The organism is Pseudomonas sp. AC247, from assembly GCF_979258015.1.
This window is the reverse complement of sequence record NZ_OZ409829.1, coordinates 2,928,664-2,949,235: the sequence shown is the minus strand read 5'-3', so window position 1 is coordinate 2,949,235 and position 20,572 is coordinate 2,928,664. Positions and strand designations below refer to the sequence as shown.

Below are 20,572 nucleotides of genomic sequence, written 5' to 3'. Positions count from 1 at the left end.
TTTCTTTCACGATTGGAGAATGACTGTGGATCTGGTGCAGCTGGAAATCTTCAAAGCCGTTGCCGAACACGGCAGCATCAGCGCCGCCGCCACGCAGATCCACCGCGTGCCGTCGAACCTGACCACGCGGATCAAGCAGCTTGAGCAGGATCTGGGTGTCGATCTGTTCATTCGCGAGAAAAGTCGTCTGCGCCTGTCGCCGGCCGGATGGAGTTTTCTCGAATACGCGCGGCGCATTCTCGACCTGGTGCAAGAGGCCCGCGCCACCGTGGCCGGCGAAGAACCGCAGGGCGCGTTTCCTTTGGGTTCACTGGAAAGTACAGCAGCGGTGCGCATCCCCGAACTGCTCGCGGCGTATAACCAACTTCATCCGAAAGTTGATCTGGACCTGTCCACCGGGCCCTCGGGGACGATGATCGACGGCGTGCTCTCCGGGCGTCTCGCGGCAGCATTCGTCGACGGCCCGGTGCTGCATCCGACGCTGGAAGGCGTACCGGCCTTCGAAGAAGAAATGGTCATCATCGCGCCACTCAATCACGCCCCGGTAAAGCGTGCAGCGGATGTGAATGGCGAGAATATTTACGCCTTCCGCTCCAACTGCTCCTACCGTCATCACTTCGAAAAATGGTTCAGCACCGATGCCGCCGTGCCGGGCAAGATTTTCGAAATGGAGTCCTACCACGGCATGCTCGCGTGTGTCAGTGCAGGTGCTGGGCTGGCGCTGATGCCGCGCAAAATGCTGCAAAGCATGCCCGGTAGTGCGACGGTCAGCGTCTGGCCGCTGGCGAAGGATTTCCGCTATCTGACCACGTGGCTTGTTTGGCGACGGGGGACGGTGTCGCGCAGTTTGAGCATGTTTGTCCGTTTGCTTGAAGAGCGCGGGGTGGTACGCGCAGAAGAGTAATTGACACCTTGTGTCATGGCTGTATCTTTATCGGCTTTTCGCAATATAAAAAACTATACAGCGCGGCCATGAGGACAAGGAAATGACCACAGCATTAAGCGGTAAAGAAGCGGTCGGCGAACGTTTTGTGCTGGAAACGATGCGCCACGCCCAACAACTCACCTGGAAAGCCGTCGACGCCATTGCCGAGGTGATCAAACCGGGCATGCTTGAATCCGAAGCGACGGCGCGAGGCAAGGAAATCCTCGCCGAATTGGGCATGGACCGGATCTGGCATCCGCTGCTGATTCGCTTCGGTGCCAACACGCTGAAGACCTTCAAACAGCGCTCCGACGGCGATCCGGTGCTCGGTGAGGACGACATTTTCTTCATCGACATGGGCGTGGTCTGGCAAGGTCACGAAGGCGATGCGGGTGCGACTTACACCACCGGTTCCGACTCGCAAATGATTGCCTGCGCGGCGGCTGCCAAGGAATTGTTCGACCGGGTCGAAGCGTTCTGGCGCAAGGGTGTTTCCGGCGTTGAGCTTTACCGCTATGCGACTGAACAGGCCGAAGCGATGGGTTGGGTACTGAACCTGAACATTAAAGGGCACCGGGTCAGCGATTTCCCGCATGCGATTCACCGTGGCGGCGATCTGGGCGATTTCGAGCAGGCGCCGAACGCCGGCGTTTGGATTCTGGAAATCCAGATCGCCCATCCGACGCGGCCGTTCGGCGCTTTTTACGAAGACTTGCTCATTTAGGAAAGCCTCATGACTACACCTGATGTTTTGCTTTTTTCCTACGGCACTTTGCAGGATCGCGCCGTGCAACTCTCCAACTTCGGCCGCGAGCTGCAAGGGCGCCCGGACAGTCTGCCGGGCTATAAGCAGGAAATGGTCGAGATCACCGATCCTGCGGTGCTCGCCACCAGCGGCAAGACCCACCATCCGATCGTGCAGGAAAGTAGCAATGCGGCCGATGAGATTGCCGGCACGGTTTTCCAGATCACCGCGCAGGAGCTGGCGGCAGCTGATGAATACGAAGTGGCGGACTACAAACGCGTCAGCGTGCTGCTAAAGTCTGGAGTCGATGCATGGGTTTACGTGCAGGCGTGACAACAGAGCGCAGCGCTGTAGTTGTTTTTATATAGCGCCAGCTTCGATGATGCATGCCGTTTCCTAACTCCAAAGTCAAAAAACAGGACGTCAATCATGAAAGTCAGCGCACGCAACGTATTCAAAGGCAAAGTCAGCAATGTTCAGGCCGGCGCCGTCAACGCCGAAGTGGTTCTGACCCTGGCTGGCGGTAAGCAGTTGGTTGCCGTCGTGACCATGGAAAGCATCAAGAACCTTGGCATCGCCGTCGGCAAGGAAGCCGTTGCGCTGATCAAGGCGCCGTGGGTGATGCTGATGACTGAATCCAGCGACATTCGCCTGTCGGCGCGCAATTGCCTGGAAGGCAAAGTGCTGAGCGTGACGGACGGTGCGGTCAACGCTGAGGTGGTGATCGAGTTGGCTGGCGGTTCAAAGGTCTACTCGATCGTGACCCGCGATGCCGTTGCCGAACTGGGCCTGGCCAAAGGCGTCAGCGCGACGGCAGTGATCAAGGCTTCGCACATCATTCTGGGTGTTCCGGCCTGATAGTTTTTTCAGGCAAATAAAAAACCGCTGATTCCGGGATCAGCGGTTTTTTGCGTTATGGCGTGCCGTTTCGGCCGTACAGGCGATAGCCCTCGCGTTGGTTCAGGCGGTCGTAATAGGCGCTGACGGCGGGCAAGTGCGGATGCTTGAGCGGTGTTTCGAACCAGCGGTTAACCGAGAGTCCGATCGGGATGTCCGCCAGTGAAAACTCGTTGCCGCTGACGTAAGCACCGGCAGATTCCAGCTGTCGATTCAGAATCTCCATGTTCTTCGACCATTGCTCGATCCCGACCGCCAGTGCAGCGCTGTCCTGATAGTCCGGCGACTTGCGCACCAGCGACATCAGCGGATACGACCACGAGCGATTCAGTTCCGAAGCCTGCCAGTCAATCCACTGATCGACCCGCGCCCGGGCCATCGGCTCAGTCGGATAAAGCTGCGCGCCGCCGTAGCGCGAGGCCAGATAACGAATGATCGTATTCGATTCCCACAACGTGAAATCGCCGTCCTGAATTACCGGCACCATGGCGCATGGATTCAGCTTCAAAAAATCCGGTGTATTCGTGGAGTGGAACCCTGATCCCCAATCTTCGCGCTCGAACGGGATCTCCAGCTCAGCGCAAGTCCAGAGCACTTTACGCACGTTGATTGATGAGGCCTTACCGAGTATTCGCAACATTGGATGTCCCTTTCCCTCGAGTCGTAAGACCTCAAGAAATAACACATCACCCTTCAGCAGGCCCACTGTCGTTCAGTTAAAACGTCGGCGTGAAGAAAGTTAATCGGTGGCGAGGGAGCCTGCTCCCGCTGGGGCGCGTGGCGGCCCCACTCGTTATCTCATGAGTGCAGGGCCTGCTGTGCAGTCCAGCGGGAGCAAGCTCCCTCGCCACAGAAAGGTGTCAACTCACAGACTGCTCGCCAGTTTCCCGCCCATCATCCGTCGACGATAGGACGTATCCCGATTCGCCAACCAGAAGTACAGCGGCGACGTCACCAGCAAGCCCACCAGCCACGACAGATCCGCGCCGTTGATGTGTGCCGACACCGGGCCGACGTACAGCGGCGTGTTCATGAACGGGATCTGCACGGCGATGCCGATCGCGTAGGCCAGCAAGGCCTGCGGGTTGTAGCGGCCGTAGATGCCGCCATCGACCTGGAAGATCGACTGGATGTCGTATTGGCCTTTGTGGATCGCGTAGAAGTCGATCAGGTTGATCGCCGTCCACGGCACAAGCACCACCAGCAGCACCAGAACCATGTCGACGAAGTGACCGATAAAGTCTTTAGAGGCGCCGACAGCGGCGAAGCAGCAGGCCAGCAGCACGATGATCGAGATCACTGCGCGGCTCTTGGCGGTGGGGATCCAGCGGTAGGCGAAGGTCTGCACCAGAGTGATCAGCGACAGCACCGCGCCGTAAAGATTGAGGGCGTTGTGGCTGATCACGCTGAGCAGGAACAACACCAGCATCAGCGGGCCAATCGAGCCAGTGGCCATTTTCACCGCGTCCATGGTGTCCATGCCAACCGGTGTGGCAAGCACGGCAACGGCACCGAAAATGAACGCCAGGCTCGAACCGAGCGCCGAACCCAGATAGGTCGTCCAGAACGTCGAAGAGACTTTCACGTCCGCCGGCAAGTAACGCGAATAGTCGGACACGTAAGGTGCGAACGCGATTTGCCACAGCGCCGCCAGTGACACGGTGGCCAGCCAGCCGGAGAGGTTGAAGCTGCCACGGGTGAGGAAGTCATCGGTTTGAATGTGGGTGAAGATGTAGCCGAACCCCACAACGATGCCGATGCCCAGCACCCAGGTGCCGATGCGGTTGAGCACGTGGATGAAGCGGTAGCCGATGATGCCGATGATCCCCGAACCCACGGCGCCGATAACAATGCCGACCGGCACCGGAACGCTGTCGACCACGCCGTGCAACGACTTGCCGGCAAGGACGATGTTGGAGGCGAAGAAGCCGATGTACATGACGCCGGCAATCAGCACCACCAGCAGGGCGCCGAGGGAGCCGAACTGCGCGCGGCTCTGGATCATCTGCGGAATGCCCATCTGCGGGCCTTGCGCCGAGTGCAGCGCCATCAGCACGCCGCCGACCAGATGGCCGACGAGGATCGCGACGATGCCCCAGACCAGATTCAAGTGAAACAACTGCACGCCCAGCGCACCGGTGACGATGGGCAACGGCGCGATGTTACCGCCGAACCAGAGCGTGAACAGATCCCTGACCTTTCCGTGGCGATCTTCGGGGGGCACGTATCCTATCGTGTGTTTTTCAATCAGCGGAGCGGAGGATGCTGCAGGGGTAGCCATGACGAACTCCAAGGCAAGGATGAGTACGTGGACGTACTTCGGCAAGCGCCGGCACGGGCGGCGCAATTCTTGTTGAAGCGATCATGGGTAAAGCGTCGGGATAGATAAATTAGTAAGTTTGTTGCTACAGACGTTAAAAAAAATATGCTCTGGGGGAGGCATGGCTCCGGTATGTTCAGTCGTCACCCTCATCCGGCTTTGCTCAGTCCTGTGGGGAGGGCATCTTTTGTGGCGAGGGGATTTATCTGTGGCGAGGGGATTTATCCCCGATGGGGCGCGAAGCGGCCCCTCTTTTGATTTTAAAAACAGGGGCCGCTGCGCAGCCCAACGGGGATAAATCCCCTCGCCACATATAAATCCTCTGACACAGATAAGTCCTTCTGCCACAGATGGTTCCCCTCACCAAAGGTGCATTCTGCAGGAGCTGCCGAAGGCTGCGTTCCTTTGATTTTCTGGAGATTTCCATGGCCGCCTACAACCTGCGTCAGCTCAAATACTTCGTCACCACCGCCGATTGCGGCAGCGTCGCCGAAGCCTCGCGCAAGCTGTACATCGCGCAGCCGTCGGTCTCCACCGCGATCAAGCATCTGGAAGAAAGCTTCGGTGTGCAGTTGTTCATCCGCCATCACGCCCAGGGCGTTTCACTGACGCCGAGCGGTTCGCGCTTCTATCGCAAGGCGCTGGAGCTGTTGCGCGTTGCCCACGAGTTCGAACAAAACGCCCTGGCCGACAACGACGTGGTCTCCGGACAGATCGATATCGGCTGTTTCGAAACCGTCGCGCCGCTGTACCTGCCGCGCCTGATCGCCTGCTTCAAAAAGCGCTGGCCCGGCGTGGAAATCCGCATTCGCGACGGCGAACAACAGGAACTGGTGCAAGCCCTGACCGCCGGCAGCATCGACGTCGCGATGATGTTCGAGCACGACCTCGACAGCACCATCGAAACCACACCACTGATGCCCCCACAGCAGCCGTACGCCTTGCTCCCGGCCAACCATCGCTTCGCGCAACAGGCCAAGGTCTCGCTGCATGATCTGGTGCTGGAACCAATGATCCTGCTCGACGTGGTGCCGAGCCGCACCTACTTCGTGAGCATCTTCGAAGAGCGCGGACTGACGCCGAATATCGTCTTCAGCTCACCGTCGATCGAGATGGTGCGCGGCATGGTCGGCAACGGTTTCGGCTTTTCGATTCTGGTGACCAAACCGTTCAGCGACTACACCTACGACGGCCAGCAAGTCGTGTGTGTGCCGCTGGCGGAAACGGTGACCGGTTCGGGCTTGTCGGCGGCATGGTTGCGCCGTGTGCAACTGACCAAACCGGTGCAGTTGTTTGTCGACCATTGCCGTGAGGAATTGGCCCGACTGTACGCGTGAGCGCAGTCGAGCCGGGTTTCAATCGCGGATATACGCCAGCACACGTTGGAGCATGTCATCGCAAGCACTCAGTTGATCGAGGCTGACAAACTCATCGGGTTTGTGGCCCTGATCCATGCTGCCGGGGCCGCAGACCACGGTCGGAATGCCCACCGCATCAAACAAACCACCTTCAGTGCCGAACGCCACCGTGCCGAATTCCGTTGAGCCGCAGAACGCCGCAATCAACTCGGCAGCCTGACTCTGCGCATCGGTGACCAGCCCTGGATAGGCCGACAACTCGCTGAAACGAATTTCACTCTGCGCACTGACCGCACGCATACGCGGCAGCACTTCACGCTCGGCATAGTTCTTCAATGCCTCGGCAACCAAGGCTGGATCCTGCGAGGGCAGGGCGCGGATTTCGAAATCGAAACGGCAATCGGCGGGCACGATGTTCAGTGCTTTGCCGCCGCTGATCACGCCGGTTTGCACGGTGCTGTAAGGCGGATCGAAGCGTTTGTCGTGATGCTCCGGCGCTTTCAGTTGCTGACCGAGGCGCCCCAGCTCGCCGATCAGTTCGGCGGCGTACTCGATGGCGTTGACCCCAAGCGGGGCGTAGGCCGAATGGCACGGATGGCCGTGCACATCGCAGCGCATCGCCAGTTTGCCTTTGTGCCCGAGCACCGGTTTCAGTTCGGTCGGCTCGCCGATGATGCACAGCAGCGGTTTGACCGGACGTTGCTGCAGAACCCTGAGCAGCGAGCGCACGCCGAGGCAGCCGACTTCTTCGTCATACGACAACGCGATGTGCACCGGGACGCGCAACGACGCCTGCACCAGCGCCGGCACCAAGGCGAGCACGCAGGCGATGTAGCCCTTCATATCCGCCGTGCCTCGGCCAAACAGCTTGCCATCGCGCTCAGTAAGTTCGAACGGTGGCAGTGTCCACGGCTGGCCGTCGACCGGCACCACATCGGTGTGCCCGGACAGCACGATGCCCGGTTGATCCACCGGGCCGATCGTGGCGAACAGGTTGGCTTTGCTGCGCTCATCGTTGTAGATCAGCGCGCACGGTACGTCGAAACCTTCGAGGTAATCGCGGACGAATTCGATCAGTTGCAAGTTGGATTCGCGGCTGGTGGTGTCGAACGCCACCAGCGCTCTGAGCAACTCGACGCTGTTCATCGATCATCACCGGCTACGCCGTAACCTGGAGCCTTGGCGGGGTCGAGGGCGCGGTCGATGTAGTCCTGCAGTTGCGGCTGGTAGGCGTCCCAGAGTTTTTGCAGCTGACCGATCGGGTTTTCATCGGCCCAGTCGACGCGCAGGTTGACGATCGGCCAGGTCTGTTCGCCGACCACCACGACCGCTGCCGAATGCACCGGGCCGGCTTCGCCACCGAGGGCTTGCGCCGCGTGCAGGGCTTTGAGCAGACGGTCGGCGAGTTGGCCTTCGCCGTCTTCAAAGGCGCGGACCATGGCTTCGATCACCGAGCGACCGGCGAGCATGTTGCCGGCGGCCACGCATTGTTCACCGGAGACGGCGTTGTGCACGCCGAGGGTTTGCGAGCCGCTGAAATGCGCGGTCTGGCCCAGATGATTGATCGCGGTAATCTGGCGGTACTGGCTGTAGCCGTTGCGCGTGAGAACTTTGTCCAGCGCGTCGTCCGGGGCCAGGCCTTGCTCCATCAACGCGAGGACTTCCGGGCCGAGGGAGGGCAGGGTGATGTTCTGGCTCGATACCGCGCCGACGCCCGGCAGCAGCCAGGGGCAGCGCGCGCCGACGGCGATGCTGGAGGAACTGATGGCGACACCGAACTGGCCGGTTTCGGCGCAGCGGGCTGCGATTGAAAAGGTCATCTAATGAACTCCTTGTGTGTCTGGGCCGGCCTCATCGCGAGCAGGCTCACTCCTACAGGTGAACGCATTCCCAATGTAGGAGTGAGCCTGCTCGCGATGGCCACAACTCGGTGTGATGTCTTACTCGGGAATCACTGCAATCACATCAATCTCCATCAACCACTGCGGTTGCCCCAGCGCCGACACCACCAGACCGGTGGAGATCGGGAACACGCCCTTGAGCCACTTGCCCACTTCGCCATACACCGCCTCGCGATAACGCGGGTCGATCAGGTAGGTGGTGGTCTTGACGATGTGGCTCATGTCGCTGCCGGCTTCTTCCAGCAGTTGCTTGACGTTGCGCATGGCTTGTTCGGCCTGCGCACGCGGATCACCCAGCCCCACCAGGTTGCCGTCGAAATCAGTGCCGACCTGACCACGCACATAGACGGTGTTGCCGGCACGCACGGCTTGGCACAGGTCGTTGTCCAGCGTCTGGTTCGGGTAAGTGTCTTTGGTGTTGAACATACGAATGCGCGTGTGGGTTGGCTTGCTCATGTGCAGCTCCAGAATCAGGTTTGCCCGGTGCAATCGGCGCCGGATCGAAAGAGAAAAATCAGGCGTCGACGGTGTCGGCGACTTTGTTGTGCGCAGGCGAGTGCAGCTCGGCTTCACGCTGCTCGGCATCGCGGTAGTCGAGATACTTGCGCTGGGTGGCGATGTGATCGGCGACGTGTTTGGCGTCGTGCCAAACACCCCAGATGAACGACGAACCGCGACGCGACTGCCACGGCAAACCGAGGAAATACACACCCGGTTCGCTCGACACACCGCGCTGATGCACAGGCTTGCCTTTGTCATCGAACGCCGCGACTTGCAGCCAGGAATAATCCACGGCAAAACCAGTGGCCCAGATGATCGAGGTGATGCCAACCTTGGCCAGATCCAGATCGGCCAGCGGATGCTTCACGCACTCAGGCTCTGGAAACGTTTCGCGAGCTTCAGGTTCTTCCGGCAGATCGAGGCCGTTACGCTCGATGTAGGCGTCGGCCGCATCGAGCAGCGCCAGATAGTTTTCGTCACCGCGATTGAGGTTGCCGACCAGATCCTGTTTGAAGGTCACCACGCCGTTGTTGAACGATTCTGTGACGCCGACCAGGGTCATGCCGCGATGGGCCAGGCCACGAAAATCGATGGTGCGGCCACCATGGGCACCACTGACTGCAATGGTCACGTGCTCGCGGCCAGGTTTCATCGCCGCTTGATCCCACTCGCCGAGCACGCCCAGCCACCAGCAGAAATCACGGTTGCGGTAAGCGCGAGGCGGGCGGTCGTGAGCGCCGACAGACAGGTAAACCTGCTTGCCCGAGCGCTGCAGTTCATCGGCAATCTGCACGCCAGAAGAGCCTGCACCGACCACCAGCACCGCGCCCTGAGGCAATTGCTGCGGGTTGCGATAGTCAGCGGAGTGGATTTGCAGCAGGCGTTCGTCTTGCGGGGCGATCGCGGGAATCACCGGTTTCTGGAACGGGCCGGTGGCGGCGACCACGCGGCTGGCTTCGATCACACCTTCGGAGGTCTCGACGGTGAAACCGGGGCGACCGACATTGCGCACCACGCTTTTCACGTCGACGCCGGTACGAATCGGTGCGTTGAATTTCTTCGCATAGGCTTCGAAGTAATCGGCCACACGTTCTTTCGGGGCGAAACCGTCGGGGTCGACGTCATCGAATTCCAGACCCGGAAAGCGGTCGTGCCACGCCGGGCCGTTGGCGACCAGCGAATCCCAGCGCCCGGTGCGCCAGCGTTCGGCGATGCGATTGCGCTCCAGCACCAGGTGCGGCACACCGAGTTTGCTCAGGTGCTCGCTCATGGCTACGCCTGCCTGGCCGGCACCCACGATCAGCGTGTCTGTTTTTATTATTTCAGTGGTCATCTCTACATCCTTCCTAGCAAGGCAGTTGGATTCGGGCGCTGTTGGCTTGTCCGTTTGGCTTGAGGTCAGACTAGGGAGAGGGGCGATATCGGTAAAATATTATTAAGCTGGGATGTGAAGATAAAATTCTGATGCAGGGAGGTTAAGGCCTTTAAATCCGGGGGTTCTGGCAGTGGACGAACCTGCAACTACAAACAAAAATCTTCAACCAGCGTGCGATCCTTGTGGTGAGGGGATTTATCCCCGTTGGGTCGCGAAGCGGCCCCTCTTTTGATTTCAAAAAAGAGACTGCTGCGCAGTCCAACGGGGCAGTGCGACGTTTCGCTAAATCCCCTAACCACAGTGGTTACGGGAACCTTGGAGGGTTTATCGGTTGAGGAACGCCAGCAAATCTTCATTCAATGCTTGCGCATGCGTCACTGCGAACCCATGCGGTGCACCGGCATACACCTTCAACTCAGCACCCTTGATCTGCGCAGCAGCCTGCTTACCCGTGGTTTCAAACGGCACGATCTGATCGCCGTCACCATGGATCACCAGCGTTGGCACATCGATCTTGGCCATGTCCGGGCGGAAGTCGGTTTCCGAGAACGCCGTCACGCAATCCACCGTGCCCTTGAGCGACGCCAGCAGTGCGACGTTGAGGGTTTGGGTGAGTACGCCGGCAGAAACGGTCTGGCCCTGATTGGTGCCATAAAACGGAGCCGCGAAGTCAGCGATGAACTGCGCACGATCCTTCAGCAAACCCGCCTTGATCCCGTCAAACACTGACTTGTCGACACCCTGCGGGAAGTCAGGCTTTTTGCCGAACAACGGCGTCACCGCGCCCAGCAACACAAGGCCAGCAACACGTTCGCTGCCATGCCGGGCGATGTAGCGGCTGACATCGCCGCCGCCCATGGAGAAGCCCACCAGGGTGACGTCTCGCAGGTCGAGATGGTTGATCAGTTGCGCGATGTCGTCGGCGAAGGTGTCGTAGTCGTAGCCGTTCCACGGCTGTTCCGAGCGCCCGAAACCGCGACGGTCGAAAGCGATCGTGCGGTAACCGCGACTGCTCAGGTATTCCATCTGGTATTCCCACATGTCGGCATCCAGCGGCCAGCCGTGGCTGAACAGCACGGGCTTACCACTGCCCCAATCCTTGTAATAGATTTCGATGCCGTCTTGAGTGAAGAACGTGCTCATGCAAACTCCTTGCGTCAGGGATCGCTCGTAAAGCCGAAATGGCCGACTTCACTATCGGCGCAAAGCGCGACGGCTACTTGTATGCAGGTGCTGGGTTATACAGGTGCTAATCCACAGCAGAGTTGTATGATGCAACCTTTGATCCGTCAGTGGAGTACCTTTCGTGAAGCGCAAAAGCCTGCAAGGCGCGGCCTGCCCGGTGGCGCGGACACTGGATCTGATCGGTGACTGGTGGTCGTTGCTGATCATTCGTGACGCGCTGGAGGGGATTCGGCGATTCAGTGATTTTCAGAAAAACCTGGACATCGCCAAGAACATGCTCAGCGCCCGGCTCAAGGGCCTGGTCGAGCAGGGCATCCTGCAAACGGTGCCCGCAGCGGATGGCGGTGCGCATAAGGAATACGTGCTGACCGAGCGTGGCAAAGCCCTGCAGACGGTGATCGTGGCGTTGTCGCAATGGGGCGGGGAATTCATGTACGCGCCGGGCGAGCCGGGCTCGGTGATGGTCGATGCGCAGAATCGCCAGCCGCTGCGCAAGTTGGAGCTGGTGGCCGAGGATGGTCGTGTGCTTGCACCGCAAGATGTGTCCACGCGGCTCGGCGTTGCGCATTGAGGTATATTTTCCGGGCTCGTCAGTGCCCAAGGATTACGTGCTTCGGGAGTTGGAGGCCGCGTTCGAAGCCAAGGACGCCGACAGTGTTGAATGTGTGCAGGTCTTTGCGGCGACTGTCCCAGGCGCAGATTCCTGTTCTATCCTAGCGTGCGGCCAGATTGTCAGCCGCGATGAGTTGACCCTGATCCAGCAGAGGAGGCCGGAGTAAATGTCGTTATCCGCAATGATCATTTCCTCAAGAAAACTAACCGTAGAAGATTTCAGAGCGGCTGTTCTCGCCGCCGGTGGATTCGTTAACACTGGCGGGAAGCCTCGGGGGACAATCGGTGAAGGCGACTCGGATATATGGCTGTCATTGCTTCCGGAGTATTGGTTTTACGAGATGTACGACAGCGAAGATCGTCTGGAATGGCAGAACGTATTGGGTGATCCTCCCCAATCGCTGATTGAAATAAACCTTGACCATACACAACACTCGAGATTGATGTACCGGGTGTTCTTTTTGAGCGTTGCGAAACTCTGGCCTTGTATTTTGTCCGACGTCGACGATGCTCTGCTGTCCGGTGATCAGGTTGCTCAAAAATATGGGTGTTGAGTAGAACGCGTTAGCCGATTCGCTTGAGAAGTTGAGGTGGCATCGCAGCGAGTGGCTGTGAGGCTGGCTCGCTTTCTCGTCAAAGGGCTGTTTAATTGTGATCCGCCGTGGGGGAGGGGAATGTCTGATGGCGTGCGAGCAGTGTGGCGCAAGATTGGTTGCTTTTAAGGCTGGCCGCACTCAGGGCTTACAGTGTGTCCAGTGTGGCGCATCGGTGGTGACCACCCATTTTTCGCCTATGGAAATGGATGAGACCCAATATGAGGTGCACTGTCGCGGGGACTATCGAGATTAGGCGCATGTCAGAGCGGTAGCAGTAGCGACCGGTGGCAATCTTTTAGAGGCAAGAACTTTGCTGCAGCAGGACCTTCCTCTAGTGATGGTCGGTCAGGCGCAAGAGGTTTTAAAGGTTCGAAAGAATCTTCTGGCTGCTGGAGTGACTTGCGAAATCCGCCCCGAATTTCATTGGCAATAAAGTTGTCAGGACTGTTAAAAAAACGCCCCGAATCAATCGGGGCGTTTTCATCGGCCAGGCCTGATCAGCAGATCACTTAGCGAAACGCCGGCACCACGTGTTTGATAAACAGCTCCAGCGACTTTTTCTTCTCTTCATGCGGCAAGCTGTTGTCGCACCAGAAACTGAACTCATCCACGCCCAGCTCCTGGTAGTACTTGATGCGCGGAATAATCTCTTCCGGCGTACCGATCATCGCGGTCTTGTGCAGGCTTTCCAGCTCGAACTCAGGACGTCCGGCAAACTTCTCTTCCGGGCTTGGCGCGAGGAAGCCGTTGAGCGGGGTTTGCTTGTTGCCGAACCACGCATCGAAGGTGCGATAGAACCGCGAAATCGCTTTGGCGCCGACTTTCCAGCCGTCCGGATCGTCGGCGGTGTGTACGTGGGTGTGGCGCAGCACCATCAATTGCGGGCGCGGCACGTCCGGGTTGTTGTCCAGCGCCGTCTGGAATTTGTTCTTCAGGTCGAGGACTTCTTCGTCGCCCTTCATCAACGGTGTGACCATGACGTTGCAGCCGTTGGCCACGGCGAAGTTGTGCGAATCCGGGTCGCGGGCGGCGATCCACATCGGTGGGTTCGGCTGCTGAATCGGCTTCGGCACGCTGGTCGAAGTGGGGAATTTCCAGATGTCGCCGTCATGGGCGTAATCGCCTTGCCACAGGGCGCGGACCACCGGAACCATCTCGCGCAGCGCCTGGCCGCCGCTTGAGGCAGGCATGCCGCCGGCCATGCGATCGAATTCAACCTGATAGGCGCCACGCGCCAGACCGACTTCCATGCGACCGTTGCTGATGACGTCGAGCAGGGCGCATTCACCGGCGACCCGCAACGGGTGCCAGAACGGCGCAATGATGGTGCCGGCGCCGAGATGAATGGTGGTGGTTTTCGCCGCGAGGTAGGCCAGCAGCGGCATCGGGCTTGGCGAGATGGTGTATTCCATGGCGTGGTGTTCGCCAATCCACACGGTGCTGAAACCGCCGGCCTCGGCCATCAGGGTGAGTTCGGTCAGGTCTTCGAACAGTTGGCGGTGGCTGACGCTTTCGTCCCAGCGTTCCATGTGTACGAACAGGGAAAATTTCATGACGCTACCTCGGATCTTTTGTTGATGGCCGGTCGTTTGCGGGCCTGTGTCACTGGCATGAGCGATGAACGCTCGCAAGTCTTCTCACCATTCAAGCACGCCTTCGAGGACGGCTGGTCGGTTGATTGAATATTGGTATACCATAATACGGAATATCCGCAAAATATTTCTGACCGACACTTCGAACAAGGAAGGCGCAGTAGATGAACATAAAACAAAAATTGACCATGGCGTTCGCGGTGATCGCCAGCCTGCCGGTTTTGCTGGTGGCGGTGCTGATCATCCTCAACGTACGCGATGGTGCGCGGGACACCTTTATCGACAGCACCGGGAGGGAGGTGCGTCAGGTCGAAAACGCCATGCAGCTGTTCTTCGAAGGTATCAGCCAGAACGTGGCGTATCTGGCTGAACATCCGCAATTGCAGGGGATTGATGGCAGCCTCAAGCGCTACCTGAGCAGTGATGCCGCGCAGATCCCGGTGGGGCCGCAGGATCAGCAGGTATTCAGTTTGTTCGCCGGACTGGCCAAGGCCCATCCGGCTTACACCTATCTGTCGTTGGGGACGCAGGAGGGCGGTTATCTGTTCTGGCCGGGTGACCCGAAGCTGGGCAGTTACGATCCGCGCACGCGGCCCTGGTACAAAACCGCGATGGCCAATCCTGGCAAAACCCTGCGCACCGACGCCTATTACTGGGCGGCGGATGACGTGGTGCTGGTGAGTACTGTGCGCAGCTTCAACAATCAGTTGGGCAGCAACGCCGGTGTGGTAAACATCGACGTGTCGCTCAAGCAACTGACCGATCTGGTCAAGCAGATCCGCCTCGGCGACAGTGGTTACCTGATGCTGATGGAAGCCAACAACACCGTGCTGGTCGACCCCAGCGATCCGGCGCACAACTTCAAAAAACTCAACGATCTGGGCGATGGCTACAAACAACTGGCCGAGGCCGGCAAGGGCTTGGTGGAAGTGGAATTGGCCGGCGAGCGTTACATGGCGCTGGTCTGGCCATCGGAGACACTGGGCTGGCGTTTTGTCGGGCTGGTCAAGGCCAGTGAAGTCATGGCCGGCGCCACGCGGCTGACGTGGATCATCGGCGCCATCGCGGTGGTGTGCGCGTTGCTGTTTGCCATGGCCGGTGCGTGGTTTGCCGGGTTGATGGTCAAGCCGATCCGTGGTGTGGCCAGCGGTCTGGAAGGCATTGCCCAAGGCGAAGGCGATCTGACCGCGCGGCTGACGGTGCGCGGGCAAGATGAAACCGCGCAACTCGCGGGCTGGTTCAACCAGTTTCTTGAGGCGATCCGTACCCTGATTCAGCGCATCGGTCAGGCGGCCGGGCAGATCCACAGTAGCTCCGGCAGCGCTACCGAGGTTTCGGCGGAAATGGCCGAAGTCGCCTTGCGGCAGCGCGAGGCGGTCGAGATGGTCTCGACGGCATTTCATGAAATGGTCGCCACCTCCAACGAGGTCGCGCGTTCGTGCAGCCAGGCAGCGGACTCGGCCGATAACGGCCAGCGTCAGGCGCACACCGGGCAGCAGCAGATCGATGCGGCGGTGAGCAATGTCGGCCGGCTGAGTCAGGAGATCGGTCACAGCGCCGAGTCGATGCAGCAACTGGAGAAGGACAGCAACGATATTCAGTCGATTCTCGGCACCATCCGTTCGATTGCCGAGCAGACCAACCTGCTCGCGCTCAATGCGGCGATCGAAGCGGCGCGGGCGGGCGAGCAGGGCCGTGGATTTGCGGTGGTTGCCGATGAAGTCCGGGCGCTGGCCAAACGCACGGCGGATTCCACCGGCGAGATCGACGCGCTGCTGGGTAATCTGGCGCGACGCACCCATCAAATGGGCAAGCAGATGCACGCCAGCCTCGAGGTGTCGCAGGAGACCGTGGTGTCGATCAATGAGGCGCGGGCGAGTTTCGAGTTGATTCGCGAATCGGTGGACGTGATCCGCGACATGAACACGCAGATCGCCACGGCGGCGGAGGAGCAGCATCAAGTAGCCGAAGACATCAATCGGCACATCAGCCAGATCCATGGCGATGCGCAGTTGGTGGCCAGTCTGGCGGATTCAACCCGCGAGGACGCGCAAAACCTGACGGCGTTGTCACAGACGTTGAATCAACTGGTGAGCCGCTTCCGCACCTGACCGCGCCAGCCCAGACACCACAAAACCTGTGGGAGCTGGCTTGCCAGCGATGGCGTCATCACAGTCAACATTAATGCTGACTGCACTGACGCTATCGCTGGCAAGCCAGCTCCCACAGGGTTATGTGTTGAAAAGGGGATCAGGCCACAGCGGGCAGGGCGCCCATCTTGCCGTGGCAGTACACCAACGGCGCGGCAACTTGTTCGGGCACGATCAGGTTCTTCACCGCGCCGACCATGGCGTTGTCACAGACATTGAATCAACTGGTGGCCGCTTCCAAACCTGACCGCGCCAGCCCAAATACCAAAAAACCTGTGGGAGCTGGCTTGCCAGCGATGGCGTCATCACAGTCAACATTAATGCTGACTGCACTGACGCTATCGCTGGCAAGCCAGCTCCCACAGGGTTATGTGTTGAAAAGGGGATCAGGCCGCAGCGGGCAGGGCGCCCATCTTGCCGTGGCAGTACACCAACGGCGCGGCAACTTGTTCGGGCACGATCAGGTTCTTCACCGCGCCGACCATGATCGCGTAGTCGTGGTGTGACGGTTGTGCACCTGACCCCGCCAGTCCAAACACCAAAAAAACCTGTAGGAGTGAGCCTGCTCGCGATAGCCTCATGTCAGTCGACCTTTAGTTAACTGACACACCGCTATCGCGAGCAGGCTCACTCCTACAGTTGATTTGTGTTGATCCAGGGGTTCTGGATCAAGCCACAGCGGGCAGGGCGCCCATCTTGCCGTGGCAGTACACCAGCGGCCCGGCAACCTGCTCGGGCACGATCAGGTTCTTCACCGCGCCGACCATGATCGCGTGGTCACCCCCTTCATATTCGCGCCACAGCTCGCACTCGATCACTGCCGTTGCATTGGCCAGAATCGGGTTGCCCAACTCGCTCAACGTCCACTCGATGCCCTGCGCCTTGTCCTTGCCTTTACGGGCGAAGGCGTAGGCTTCGCTTTGCTGGCTACCGGATAAAAGGTGAATGGCAAAACGTTTGTTCTTGATCAAAACCGGATAGGAATCAGAGCTGTAGTTGGGGCAGAACAGCACCAGCGCCGGGTCCATCGACAGCGAACTGAACGCGCTGGCGGTCAGGCCGACGATCTGGCCATCGTCATCCAGCGTGGTGATGACAGTGACGCCGGACGGGAACGAGCCCATGACTTGTTTGTAGATGGCAGCATCGATCATTGGGTGGTCCTCGGGTGGTGTGACGCGGTTTTTATGTGTTTGTAGGTCTGATGGTATACCGTAATACATTCTTTGCAAGGGATTTTCAGGTGAACCGATAAACGTGCTGCTTTCGTCGGAAAGTCAATGTTTACGGGGCTTTCACCTGGTCAGAGGCGTGCGGAATCAGCGAGGATGGCGGATCAGATAGCGTTCAAATTAGCGGATCAGTCTTGTGCAAAGTTTGGAATACCATAATATGGTTTGCATCTGAGGGGCGACCAGAGAGTCCCCCGGTTTGGCTTCATACAACGATAAGAACAGACAAACTCGAGTTCATGCATATGTCCCAGATGTCCCGGCAAGATCCGTTGATCGAGAATCATACGGTCGACTACGTCCCACTCGCGGAACGCCACGGGAAGGCCCGCGACCTGTTCACCCTTTGGTTCAGCACCAACATTGCGCCACTGCCCATTGTCACCGGCGCCATGGTGGTTCAAGTGTTCCATCTCGATTTGTTCTGGGGGCTGCTGGCGATTGCGCTCGGGCACATGATCGGCGGCGTGGTGATCGCGCTGGCGTCGGCCCAGGGCCCGCGCATGGGCATTCCGCAGATGGTCCAGAGTCGTGGTCAGTTCGGCCGCTATGGTGCGCTGCTGATCGTGTTTTTTGCGGCGATCATCTACATCGGCTTTTTCATTTCCAACATCGTGCTGGCCGGTAAATCCATCGTCGGCATCGCGCCGTCGGTGCCGGCGCCGCTGAGCATTCTGATCGGTGCGTTGGCGGCCACGGCGATTGGCGTGATCGGCTACAACTTCATTCACACGCTGAACCGCATCGGTACCTGGGTGATGGGCAGCGCGTTGCTGGCCGGTTTCATCTACATCTTTGCCCATGACTTGCCGGCGGACTTCTTTACGCGCGGCAGTTTCAACCTGTCGGGCTGGCTGGCGACGGTGTCGCTGGGGATCATCTGGCAGATCAGTTTCTCGCCGTACGTCTCTGACTATTCGCGTTACCTGCCGGCCGATATTGGTATCGCCAAGCCGTTCTGGGCGACGTATCTGGGCGCGACGCTGGGCACGATTTTGTCTTTCACGTTTGGCGCCGTGGCCGTGCTGGCGACGCCGGAAGGCACTGAAGCGATGGTCGCGGTCAAGCAGTCCACCGGGTGGCTGGGTCCGATTCTGATGGTGCTGTTCTTGCTCAATATCATCAGCCACAACGCGCTGAATCTGTACGGCGCGGTGCTCTCGATCATCACCTCAATCCAGACCTTCGCCAGCCAATGGACGCCAAGCATCAAGGTGCGCGTGGTGCTGTCGAGCGTGGTGTTGGCCGGTTGCTGCGTGGTGGCGCTGGGGGCGTCGGCGGATTTCATTTCCGAGTTCATCGGCCTGATTCTGGCGCTGTTGCTGGTGCTGGTGCCGTGGGCTTCGATCAACCTGATCGACTTCTACCTGATCAAGCGTGGCTGCTACGACATCACCTCGATCTTCCAGGCTGACGGCGGCATCTACGGTCGCTTCAATCTGCACGCGATCGTTGCCTACTTCATTGGCATCATTGTGCAGTTGCCGTTTGCCAACACTTCGCTGTACGTAGGGCCTTACGCCAATCTGGTGGATGGTGCGGACTTGTCTTGGCTGGTTGGTCTGGTGGTTACTGTGCCGCTGTATTACTGCCTGGCGACACGTGGCCAAGCGCAGCAGAGCAGGGTGGCAAAACTGGGCTACACAGACTGAGTCCCCCCGCAGCCAAAACTGTGGCGAGGGGATTTATCCCCGATCGGCTGCGAAGCAGTCGTGAAATCAGCGAATGCGTTCCTCCCTGGGATTGAACGGGGGGCGCTTCGCAGCCCATCGGGGATAAATCCCCTCGCCACAAGTGATTTGCAGGATGCTCGCGCATCCGGGTGGTCATTCATATTGGCCACATCGATCCCCTTTTGGCCCATCCCCCACTGTGATCCGTCTACGCTGTCGGCAAGAATCAAAACCACAACTAGACGCTGGACCTTTTTACCCCGGCTACCCTTACAGCCGCTGCCGTGTACAGAACATAAAAACCATCGAACTCACGCCGCATTCTGGGGATACAACCATGGTCACGATGAAACGCATTCTGGGTGCCACCGTGTGTGGGCTGACGCTGCTGGCCAGCGCCGTCCAGGCCGAGCAACGCGAACTGCGGGTATACAACTGGGCGGATTACATTCTGCCGTCGGTGCCCAAGGATTTCGCTGCAAAAAGTGGCATCAAAGTGATCTGGGACACCTTCGACACCAATGAATCGCTGGAAGCCAAACTGCTCACCGGCAACTCCGGCTACGACCTCGTCGTGCCGTCGAACCAGTTCCTCGAAACGCAGATCAAGGCGGGCGTGTTCCAGAAACTCGACAAGTCGAAACTGCCGAACTGGAGCCACCAGGATCCGGAGCTGTTGAAACTGCTGGGCAAGAACGACCCGGGCAACCAGTACGGCGTGCCTTACATGGTCGGCACCGTGCTGATCGGCTTCAACCCGGCGAAGGTCAAGGCTGCGCTGGGCGATAACGCGCCGGTCGACAGTTGGGATCTGGTGTTCAAGCCGGAGAACATGGAAAAGCTAAAATCCTGCGGCGTAGCAATGCTCGATTCACCGACGGAAATTCTGCCGCTGGCCCTGCATTATCTAGGACTCGATCCAAACAGCCAGAACCCCGCCGACTATGAAAAAGCCAAAGAACTGATGCTCAAGGTCCGCCCCTACGTGACCTACTTCAACTCGGCCAAGTACATGACCGACATCGCCAACGGCGACATCTGCGTGGCCATCGGGTATTCGGGCAGTTTCTACCAGTTCGGCAACCGTGCCAAAGAGGCGAAAAACGGTGTCGTGGTCGACTGGCGCTTGCCGAAGGAAGGCGCGCCGATCTGGTTCGATACCTTCGCGATTCCGAAGAGCGCGAAAAATGTCGAAGAGGCGCACGAATTCCTCAACAACTTGCTCGATCCGAAAGTGATCGCGCCCATCAGTGACTTCCTCGGCTACCCGAATGCGAACAAGGATTCGATCCCGCTGATCAACAAAGAAATCACTGACAACCCGAACCTGACACCAACGCCGGAGGCGCTGAAAAACCTCTACGTCGTCCAGCCATTGCCGCAAAAACTGGAACGCGTACGCACCCGCGTCTGGACCAACATCAAATCCGACAAATAACCCTCTGTTTCTATTACATCTACATCGCCGGATCGTGAAAACAACCCGTGTAGGGGCTGCCGCAGGCTGCGA

The 20,572-nt window shown here is 59.0% G+C and carries 19 protein-coding genes and 3 pseudogenes; 11 read left to right on the top strand and 11 right to left on the bottom strand.

Translation table 11 applies throughout. The annotated features are described in order from the left end of the window. Positions 1–25: 25 nt before the first annotated feature. The 4 genes from ptrR (at position 26) to ACZZ0B_RS13400 (ending at position 2,528) form a co-directional block, all read left to right on the top strand. Entirely contained in the window at positions 26–904 is an 879-nt protein-coding gene (gene ptrR / locus ACZZ0B_RS13415) for a putrescine utilization regulator PtrR (RefSeq protein WP_463546938.1), read from the top strand. Positions 905–986: 82 nt separating this feature from the next. Continuing rightward, positions 987–1,649 carry a M24 family metallopeptidase gene (locus ACZZ0B_RS13410; protein WP_008086100.1) on the top strand — a complete coding sequence of 221 codons (663 nt, stop codon included), beginning with the start codon at positions 987–989 and terminating at the stop codon, positions 1,647–1,649. Positions 1,650–1,658: 9 nt separating this feature from the next. After that, the gene (locus ACZZ0B_RS13405) at positions 1,659–2,003 is read left to right on the top strand and encodes a gamma-glutamylcyclotransferase family protein (protein WP_282357002.1); all 345 of its coding nucleotides are present in this window, start codon (positions 1,659–1,661) and stop codon (positions 2,001–2,003) included. 96 nt (positions 2,004–2,099) lie between these two features. After that, a complete protein-coding gene (locus ACZZ0B_RS13400) occupies positions 2,100–2,528 on the top strand; it encodes a TOBE domain-containing protein (RefSeq protein WP_463545437.1) in 429 nt (142 codons plus the stop codon). A gap of 55 nt (positions 2,529–2,583) precedes the next feature. On the opposite strand, the gene ACZZ0B_RS13395 is transcribed toward ACZZ0B_RS13400, so the two are convergent. Both ACZZ0B_RS13395 and ACZZ0B_RS13390 read right to left on the bottom strand, forming a co-directional pair. Beyond that, complete coding sequence (locus ACZZ0B_RS13395) at positions 2,584–3,207, bottom strand: glutathione S-transferase family protein (RefSeq protein ID WP_463545436.1); 624 nt, start codon at positions 3,205–3,207, stop codon at positions 2,584–2,586. Between the two features lie 225 nt (positions 3,208–3,432). Continuing rightward, positions 3,433–4,848: a purine-cytosine permease family protein gene (locus tag ACZZ0B_RS13390; RefSeq protein WP_282357007.1), complete on the bottom strand. Its 1,416-nt coding sequence runs from the start codon at positions 4,846–4,848 to the stop codon at positions 3,433–3,435. A 464-nt stretch (positions 4,849–5,312) separates the two neighbouring features. Between ACZZ0B_RS13390 and ACZZ0B_RS13385 the strand changes: the two genes are divergently transcribed. Then, positions 5,313–6,224 carry a LysR family transcriptional regulator gene (locus tag ACZZ0B_RS13385; protein ID WP_463545435.1) on the top strand — a complete coding sequence of 304 codons (912 nt, stop codon included), beginning with the start codon at positions 5,313–5,315 and terminating at the stop codon, positions 6,222–6,224. A gap of 18 nt (positions 6,225–6,242) precedes the next feature. On the opposite strand, the gene argE is transcribed toward ACZZ0B_RS13385, so the two are convergent. The 5 genes from argE to ACZZ0B_RS13360 form a co-directional block, all read right to left on the bottom strand. After that, on the bottom strand, positions 6,243–7,391 hold the full coding sequence (gene argE / locus ACZZ0B_RS13380; RefSeq protein ID WP_463545434.1) for an acetylornithine deacetylase: 1,149 nt from the start codon (positions 7,389–7,391) through the stop codon (positions 6,243–6,245). Then, positions 7,388–8,065, bottom strand: coding sequence for a DUF1028 domain-containing protein (locus ACZZ0B_RS13375; RefSeq protein WP_158830883.1), 678 nt, complete (start codon positions 8,063–8,065; stop codon positions 7,388–7,390). The genes argE and ACZZ0B_RS13375 overlap by 4 nt, the downstream gene beginning before the upstream one ends. 120 nt (positions 8,066–8,185) lie before the next feature. Then, a complete protein-coding gene (locus ACZZ0B_RS13370) occupies positions 8,186–8,602 on the bottom strand; it encodes a RidA family protein (RefSeq protein WP_008086115.1) in 417 nt (138 codons plus the stop codon). 58 nt (positions 8,603–8,660) lie between these two features. Beyond that, on the bottom strand, positions 8,661–9,980 hold the full coding sequence (locus tag ACZZ0B_RS13365; RefSeq protein ID WP_463545433.1) for a flavin-containing monooxygenase: 1,320 nt from the start codon (positions 9,978–9,980) through the stop codon (positions 8,661–8,663). Positions 9,981–10,346: 366 nt separating this feature from the next. Beyond that, the gene (locus tag ACZZ0B_RS13360; protein WP_463545432.1) at positions 10,347–11,165 is read right to left on the bottom strand and encodes an alpha/beta fold hydrolase; all 819 of its coding nucleotides are present in this window, start codon (positions 11,163–11,165) and stop codon (positions 10,347–10,349) included. A 163-nt stretch (positions 11,166–11,328) separates the two neighbouring features. Here ACZZ0B_RS13360 and ACZZ0B_RS13355 point away from each other — a divergent pair, with 163 nt between their 5' ends. After that, positions 11,329–11,778: a winged helix-turn-helix transcriptional regulator gene (locus ACZZ0B_RS13355; RefSeq protein WP_158830886.1), complete on the top strand. Its 450-nt coding sequence runs from the start codon at positions 11,329–11,331 to the stop codon at positions 11,776–11,778. Positions 11,779–11,986: 208 nt separating this feature from the next. Next, on the top strand, positions 11,987–12,373 hold the full coding sequence (locus tag ACZZ0B_RS13350) for a hypothetical protein (RefSeq protein WP_008086125.1): 387 nt from the start codon (positions 11,987–11,989) through the stop codon (positions 12,371–12,373). A 551-nt stretch (positions 12,374–12,924) separates the two neighbouring features. On the opposite strand, the gene ACZZ0B_RS13345 is transcribed toward ACZZ0B_RS13350, so the two are convergent. Further along, positions 12,925–13,968 carry an LLM class flavin-dependent oxidoreductase gene (locus ACZZ0B_RS13345; RefSeq protein WP_463545431.1) on the bottom strand — a complete coding sequence of 348 codons (1,044 nt, stop codon included), beginning with the start codon at positions 13,966–13,968 and terminating at the stop codon, positions 12,925–12,927. Between the two features lie 203 nt (positions 13,969–14,171). Between ACZZ0B_RS13345 and ACZZ0B_RS13340 the strand changes: the two are divergent. Together ACZZ0B_RS13340 and ACZZ0B_RS13335 are read left to right on the top strand one after the other, a co-directional pair. Next, positions 14,172–15,212, top strand: a pseudogene (locus ACZZ0B_RS13340) (cache domain-containing protein); the annotation flags it as partial. A gap of 138 nt (positions 15,213–15,350) precedes the next feature. Then, positions 15,351–16,118 (top strand): methyl-accepting chemotaxis protein, encoded by a 768-nt coding sequence (locus ACZZ0B_RS13335; protein WP_463546937.1) that lies wholly within the window; start codon positions 15,351–15,353, stop codon positions 16,116–16,118. A gap of 139 nt (positions 16,119–16,257) precedes the next feature. Here the strand turns inward: ACZZ0B_RS13335 and ACZZ0B_RS13330 are convergent. The 3 genes and pseudogenes from ACZZ0B_RS13330 to ACZZ0B_RS13320 all read right to left on the bottom strand — a co-directional run. Continuing rightward, a pseudogene (locus ACZZ0B_RS13330) lies at positions 16,258–16,356 on the bottom strand (flavin reductase family protein); the annotation flags it as partial. A gap of 187 nt (positions 16,357–16,543) precedes the next feature. Further along, positions 16,544–16,654: pseudogene (locus tag ACZZ0B_RS13325) on the bottom strand (flavin reductase family protein); the annotation flags it as partial. 171 nt (positions 16,655–16,825) lie between these two features. Beyond that, on the bottom strand, positions 16,826–17,311 hold the full coding sequence (locus ACZZ0B_RS13320; RefSeq protein ID WP_463545430.1) for a flavin reductase family protein: 486 nt from the start codon (positions 17,309–17,311) through the stop codon (positions 16,826–16,828). A 323-nt stretch (positions 17,312–17,634) separates the two neighbouring features. Here ACZZ0B_RS13320 and ACZZ0B_RS13315 point away from each other — a divergent pair, with 323 nt between their 5' ends. Next, positions 17,635–19,041 carry a purine-cytosine permease family protein gene (locus ACZZ0B_RS13315; protein WP_008082749.1) on the top strand — a complete coding sequence of 469 codons (1,407 nt, stop codon included), beginning with the start codon at positions 17,635–17,637 and terminating at the stop codon, positions 19,039–19,041. 358 nt (positions 19,042–19,399) lie between these two features. Next, entirely contained in the window at positions 19,400–20,500 is a 1,101-nt protein-coding gene (locus ACZZ0B_RS13310) for a polyamine ABC transporter substrate-binding protein (RefSeq protein WP_008082750.1), read from the top strand. Positions 20,501–20,572: the final 72 nt, after the last annotated feature.